Raw genomic sequence first — 4,000 nt, 5'->3', positions numbered from 1 at the left:
GGTCTGCTTCATGCCCCACCACGCAACGCGTCAAGATAGGTCCGCACCGCAAGGATCTGCGGCAAACCGCCGTCGATAGCAGTGTCGACCGGACGGTTACCACCAAACAGCGGACCGGTGTTCGGCCGGGCGAACCAGCTTCGAGCCAGTGGCTCGGAGAAATAAAGCTCGAGCGACTTGTAGATGCCGATCACAGCGCTGAGCCGCAATAGTTGGTCCTTGGTGAGTTCCCCCGCAAAATCTGGCTTCTTCGCGCGTTCCCCCGTCCCCCCCGACATGCCGGCGAGGCCCGCCGCTTCCTTCAGGCTGAGACCCCAAGCGTCGGCCACGCGGGCATAAGCCTTCAGCGCAACGGCGTTGATCTGTGCAGGTTCTCGGATCTTCTCTGCGACTTGCATGTTGTCCTCCATTGCCACTAACATAGTTCATATGGTCTCATTGTAAAGATCAAATGAACCGATCGCTCTCTCACCCAAACCGCCGCCCTCCTTCGGTGAAGGTGTACTCGTTGACGATAATCCCCTCCTCGATGGCCTCGTCTGAAGTCAGATGGTCGTATTCGGCCTGAAGCTGGCGATAGACCCAACGTGCGAGATCACGCAGCGCTTCGGTCACAATTTCGTCCGCATCCTCAGTCGGCGGCTGCCAGATCGAGCTGTCGCGCGTGACGTCAACGGACATGGTATATTCGTGGTAATAGCGGCCCCGGTGACTGACATCCGCGGTGAGCTGGTAGAAGTTTCGCCGCTGGATCGCCTGAAGCCTGTCTGCGATGCCATGCAAGGTCGTGTCCTGAGGGGCATAATCCCTGATGCTCGTTGTCGCGCCCTTAGCGTGGCTGAGATATCCCTCGAAGGCCGCGCCGTCCCCTTGGCTCCAGAAACCCGAGAACCAGATGCAGGGCTTTTCGCGGGTGCCACCACCCATCAGCCGAACCGGGCGGGTCTTGAGGCTGACGCCGAGGATGTCGCAGACCCGCTCGAAATCCTCGTAGACCGCATCCCACCAATCGTCATAGGGCCCGAGTTCGCGATACCAACTGCGGGCTTTCTCCTTGGCAGTGTCGGAAAGTTCGGGGAACTGATAAACCGTGGTGCAGATGATATCAGGCATCGCAGTCCTCCCCGCGGAGCGCGGCCTCAAGCCATTCATGCGTGCTGGTCCAGCCGATGGATTTCCGCTTTCCGAGATCAATGACATGCGCGCCACCGCCGAAGGCGTCCAATCGGGGCCGGGAACAGGTGTACGCGACTTCGAAACCCCAGAGACCGGTGAGCTCGATCTCTTCCGCTAGGCACAGCACGAAGCGTATGACGCCTTCGATATCGCCTTCCCCCTCATCGTCATGGAACCAGAGGATTGAGCTTTCGGGACCGTCCTGTTGCGTCATGGCAAAGCCAGAGCATTCCGGATCGTCGGCACCTTCATCGTCGAGATGCAGGCGGGTCAAAAGATCGAGCGCCGCGATAGCTTTTTCGGGCGAGCCTACGTCGAGGACGCAGGAAAAGTGGGTGAAGTAGTCAGCCATAGTACCTCCAGAAATGAGAAGGCCCGGCCAGAGGGCCGGGCGGATTGGAAAATGCGGGTCGAGGAACACCAATCACTTACAGGCGACTTGCGCCCGAACCTGAGCCTCTGCATGGGCCTGCAAGAGCTCGCGGTAGTAGCGTTTGCGCGCCGGACGCCAGCTGCGGACGGCCAGCGTGTCGGGATGCAGGCGACCAATGGCGATACGCAGCATCGCGAGTGGCGTGATCCCGGGCGAGACGCCGAGATTGAGGTATGCCCGGCTCATTTCAGCGGACCTCCACGACGGGTGGCGTCCGTTGCGGATCGACGAGCGCCTCAATCTTCTCCGTGCGGCCCATCCAAGGTTCTGGCCGGATCGCCTTGACCCAGTCGGTGAAGCTCGGAATGAACCCCAGATCCTCGCGGACGTGCTGCTCGCCCACCCAGCGGGTCGGAATGATCCTGCCGGTCGACAGCGTGATCGTCGGCCCGAAGACAGTCTCGGAAAGCCAGATTCCAGCCGTATGATGAAACATCGCGCGATGGCGGAAATCCGCAGAGTGGGCTTTCGAGCTATCGTACCAGGCATGGATGGGCTGGTAATCGTCGACCGTGCCGCCCCATTTTTTTACCGAAGAGAGGGCGTGATGATATGGATGTGCCATCGTCGCCCCCTCAGAATTCGTGGGTGAAGAGTTCGGACGACGTGAACCGTTCGTTGAACTCGAGATGGATGCAGCGGGCACCGGCGTCGAAGCAGAACTCGCCATAAGCGCCGTCGTTGTTTTCCCAACCGCCATGGGTGTCGCTGAGGAAATCATAGGCGAGCTGCTCGACAACATCTTCGAGCGAAAGCTGCCGCATCTCGACCTCGGGGCTGTCCCAGGTGATCGCGGCATAGGGAATTTCCACGGCAGGGAAAGCGACAGCTGTCTCCCCCGCCCATGCCGCGATGCTTTCAATCTGGCCGCTGTCGCCCTCGCCATCGAAGGTGACCGTGACATGAGAAATGCCGGCGGCGATCAGGGCATCGAACAGGCGATCCTTGTTGGCCGGACGCAGTTCGGCCTCGCGGGCGGCTTGTTTGGCCTGCGCCGCGAACACTGCGGCGAAGTCGATCGTGGACGGCGGCATCGGCGCGGGGAGGGTGGGTTCAACGTGGGTCATGGGGGTCTCCGAAGAAGGTGAAAGGGTCGGAGCCCGCCGGGCACTCTCTTGCCCCGGCGAAGCTCACAAAAGCCCCCTGCCCTCCTCTGCCTCTCTGGGGTCATGCAGCGATCTGCAGGGCGCGCGTGGCAAAGGCGCGCCAGAGTGGATCCACGAGGCGAGCCTCCAAGAGATCGGCACGCTGCCGCAGGCGGGTTGCGAGATCGCTCTCCAGCCAGTCCGCCGCGCGGCGTGCCTGCGCCCGAAGCTGGCTTGCTTCCATGCCCACGCCCCGGGCCTCAGTCGCGGTCATGACGGGGGCACACCTAGCGACTGCGCCATTCGCTGCAGCACCGGCAAGGACAAGACGCTCATCGCGGTCAAGGATCGCCAGCATGCGCGGTGCAGCATCAGGCTCCAGTTCTTCCGCCATTTTGATCGCGCCCCGCATGGCTTCGGCCAGCGCCGTGAAATGGCCGATGATCCGAGGACGCGCCTCTCCCGACATCGCAGCCGCAGGGTTGCAATCCGGCAGCGTCAGAGAAAAGGGCAGCGCGGGGTCAAAAGTGCTGTGCGCGACGACCGGCATGACGTCAGCCGGAAACGGGGTCGATAGGGCCGGAAAGGAAAGGTCGAACATGGGAAATATCTCCGACGGTGCGGGAAGCCTCTCTCCCCGCCTCAAGCGTCAAAGACCAAACCGCCGCCCTCTTCCTCGAAGGGGCGACGGAAGGTGTTGATCCGAAGGACGGGTCACATCTTGCCCAAACCCCGCAGCGAAAGCTCTTGGCCCCCACCCACGATGATGTGGTCATGCAAGGTCAGCCCGAGGTATTTGCAGCCCTTCTGGATTTCCTTCGTCATGGTGATATCCGCCTCGGAAGGCGTCGGATCACCGGAGGGGTGGTTGTGGACCACAATGAGGGCACTTGCGTTCAACATAAGCGCCCGCTTAATGATCTCGCGCGGATAGACCGGGACATGGTCCACGGTTCCGATCGAAAGCTGCTCGTCCGAGATGACGCGATTGCGTCGGTCGAGGTAGAGAACATGGAAGCGCTCCACCTCGCCGCGTACGGCCACCGCACAGTAATCGCGAACAGCCTGCCAATTGCCGAGGACTGGGTTCTGGTTCAGATAGCGCCCGAGGATTTCGCGGGCCTCGAGGATGACGGTTTCTTCTTGCGGGGTCACGGTGAGTCTCCGAAAAATGAAAACGCCGACGCCACTGCCCTGTCGAAGGGCGAGCCGTCGGGGCAATTATGAAAAGCTGACCGCCCAACGGGCTTGGGCGGTCAAGCGGATGACGCGCGGCCTCAGCCGACCCGGTCGAGGAGCTTCTTGG

Annotated in this window: 8 protein-coding genes; all 8 read right to left on the bottom strand. The window is 61.6% G+C overall.

The genetic code is table 11. The features are described 5' to 3' along the window. Positions 1–8 precede the first annotated feature (8 nt). Entirely contained in the window at positions 9–398 is a 390-nt protein-coding gene (locus Q0239_RS10080; RefSeq protein WP_298602125.1) for an MbcA/ParS/Xre antitoxin family protein, read from the bottom strand. Positions 399–468: 70 nt separating this feature from the next. Beyond that, on the bottom strand, positions 469–1,113 hold the full coding sequence (locus tag Q0239_RS10075) for an antitoxin of toxin-antitoxin stability system (protein WP_119136870.1): 645 nt from the start codon (positions 1,111–1,113) through the stop codon (positions 469–471). Next, a complete protein-coding gene (locus Q0239_RS10070; RefSeq protein ID WP_298602120.1) occupies positions 1,106–1,528 on the bottom strand; it encodes a hypothetical protein in 423 nt (140 codons plus the stop codon). The genes Q0239_RS10075 and Q0239_RS10070 overlap by 8 nt, the downstream gene beginning before the upstream one ends. Positions 1,529–1,600: 72 nt before the next feature. Then, positions 1,601–1,795, bottom strand: coding sequence for a hypothetical protein (locus Q0239_RS10065; protein WP_119136868.1), 195 nt, complete (start codon positions 1,793–1,795; stop codon positions 1,601–1,603). A 1-nt stretch (position 1,796) separates the two neighbouring features. Further along, a complete protein-coding gene (locus Q0239_RS10060) occupies positions 1,797–2,174 on the bottom strand; it encodes a hypothetical protein (RefSeq protein ID WP_298602110.1) in 378 nt (125 codons plus the stop codon). Between the two features lie 10 nt (positions 2,175–2,184). After that, on the bottom strand, positions 2,185–2,676 hold the full coding sequence (locus tag Q0239_RS10055; protein WP_298602107.1) for a DUF6878 family protein: 492 nt from the start codon (positions 2,674–2,676) through the stop codon (positions 2,185–2,187). Between the two features lie 100 nt (positions 2,677–2,776). After that, complete coding sequence (locus tag Q0239_RS10050; RefSeq protein ID WP_298602105.1) at positions 2,777–3,295, bottom strand: hypothetical protein; 519 nt, start codon at positions 3,293–3,295, stop codon at positions 2,777–2,779. Positions 3,296–3,408: 113 nt separating this feature from the next. Then, on the bottom strand, positions 3,409–3,849 hold the full coding sequence (locus Q0239_RS10045; protein ID WP_119136307.1) for a RadC family protein: 441 nt from the start codon (positions 3,847–3,849) through the stop codon (positions 3,409–3,411). Between the last annotated feature and the right edge of the window lie 151 nt (positions 3,850–4,000).

It is taken from the genome of uncultured Sphingorhabdus sp. (assembly GCF_937872355.1).
In the GTDB taxonomy this organism is placed as follows: Bacteria; Pseudomonadota; Alphaproteobacteria; order Sphingomonadales; family Sphingomonadaceae; genus Sphingorhabdus_B.
This window is presented reverse-complemented; position numbering and strand designations above follow the sequence as displayed.